The organism is Cellulomonas biazotea (assembly GCF_004306155.1).
GTDB lineage: Bacteria > Actinomycetota > Actinomycetes > Actinomycetales > Cellulomonadaceae > Cellulomonas > Cellulomonas biazotea.
On the sequence record NZ_BIMR01000310.1, the window covers coordinates 1 to 1729 of the forward strand.

The following is a 1729-nucleotide window of genomic DNA, read 5'->3' on the forward strand; positions in this document are numbered from 1 at the left end:
GCGCTGTGGTGGACGCGCCGCGGGGCCCGTCGTCGTGCGGGCGGACGGCCGGGTGCCGGGCTCCGTGCCGTGGGCGCCGGAGCCGTCCACCGTGCCGCCACGGGCGGTCGTCAGGCCGGGGCGTCCAGGCGGGCGAGCGTGCCCGCGTCGAGCGTCAGACGCGCGCCCGCGACGGCCTCCTCGACCTGCTCGACGCGCGTCGCCCCGACGATCGGGACGACGCCGTGCGCGACGAGCCACGCGACGACGACCTGGTTCGGCGAGACGCCGAGACCGTCGGCGACCTCGCGGAGCACGGCGAGCCGGGCCGTCGTGCCGGGGTGCTCGAAGATCTCCTGCAGCGGCTTGTCGGGCCGCGTGTACGCGCCGAACATCAGCGTGTTGTACGCCCAGAGCGTCAGGTCGCCCTCGGCCGCCAGGTAGTCGAACGTCTCCTTCGTCGCGAGCGTGTGCCCGCCCTCGGGGAGCGCCACGCCCGGCCGGGGCTGCAGGTAGGTGTGTCGGAGCTGCACGTGCGTGAACGGGGCGACACCCAGGTCGCGGGCGGTCCGCCGCGCGCGCTCCAGCCGCCACGTCGCGTGGTTGCTCGCCCCGAGCGCGCCCACGGTGCCGTCCGCGACCAGCGCGCCGAACGCCGCGACGGTCTCCTCGAGCGGGACGGTGCGGTCCTCGACGTGCGCCCAGTAGACGTCGATGCGGTCGGTGCCGAGACGCTTCAGGCTGCCCTCGACGGCCGCGCGGATCGCGCCCGCCGACAGGCCCTCGACGTCGTCGAGCGTCCGGTCGCCCGGCGTCCGCGGCCGTGCGCCGACCTTCGTCGACAGGACGACGTCGTCCCGGTTGCCGCGCGCCGCGAGCCAGCGCCCGATCGTCGCCTCGCTCTCGTCGCCCGTGCAGCCGTCCTGCCAGAACGGGTAGTTGTCGGCGGTGTCGAGCCGGGTCCCGCCCAGCTCGACGAACCGGTCGAGGATCGCGAACGCGGACGGCTCGTCCACGGTCGTGCCCAGCGGGATGGTGCCCAGTGCCAGTCGCAGATCGGTCATGACGACCACGGTGCCGCTTCGAGCGCGCTCCAACGCAAGCCCCCGCGACGACGCGTCAGGGGTTGCAGCGCGCGGCGATCATCTCCAGGGCCGTGACGTCGGGCCGCCAGGGCTCGAGGTTCCACGCGTCCTTGTCGGGCGCGCCGAGCTCGTGGCACTCGAGCTGCGCCCGGACCGACGCCGAGTCGGCCTCCGGCTCGCGGGCCACGAGCTGCGCCCACAGCAGCTCGCGAGCGGCCGCGCTGCCCGCCCGGACCCACGCGGCCGGCGTGACGGCCAGCGAGCGGCCGCCCTCGCGCTCGCCCCACGACGCGTCGACGAGGGTCTCGGTGCCGAGCCGCACACCGACCGCGGGGTCGTCCCCGCGGGACGCGACGAGGTGCACGGTGTCGCCCGTGCCTTCCGTGCCGGTGCTGCCCGCGAGCGTCGCGGCGAGGTCGAGGCGCGTCGCACCGACGGGGGCCAGGGCGGCGACGGCAGCGCCGGTCGCGTCGTGCAGCACGGCAGAGCCGTCCGCGAGGTGCGTCCACGTCGTGCCCTCGGGACCGGCGACGGTCGCGACGACGCCCGCGGGCGGGGGTGGCGCGACGGCGGCCAGCACCGAGCCGTCCGCCTGCGGGGTCGCGCTGGCGGGCGGCGCGTCGCCCTCGGGGGCGACCCAGACGGTCACCGGGCCGGACGTGAGC

General features: G+C 76.8%; 2 protein-coding genes. Both read right to left on the reverse strand.

What is annotated here, in order from left to right:
• Positions 1–110: 110 nt before the first annotated feature.
• Positions 111–1043 carry an aldo/keto reductase gene (locus tag CBZ_RS17460; protein WP_130782752.1) on the reverse strand — a complete coding sequence of 311 codons (933 nt, stop codon included), beginning with the start codon at positions 1041–1043 and terminating at the stop codon, positions 111–113.
• Positions 1044–1098: 55 nt separating this feature from the next.
• Positions 1099–1729: DUF2599 domain-containing protein (locus CBZ_RS17465; RefSeq protein ID WP_218022808.1), on the reverse strand; the 631-nt coding region annotated here is incomplete at its 5' end.

Bases quoted from the DNA above. Each gene is read 5' to 3' on its own strand.
- CBZ_RS17460 (WP_130782752.1), bottom strand. From the start codon at position 1,043: ATGACCGATCTGCGACTGGCACTGGGCACCATCCCGCTGGGCACGACC.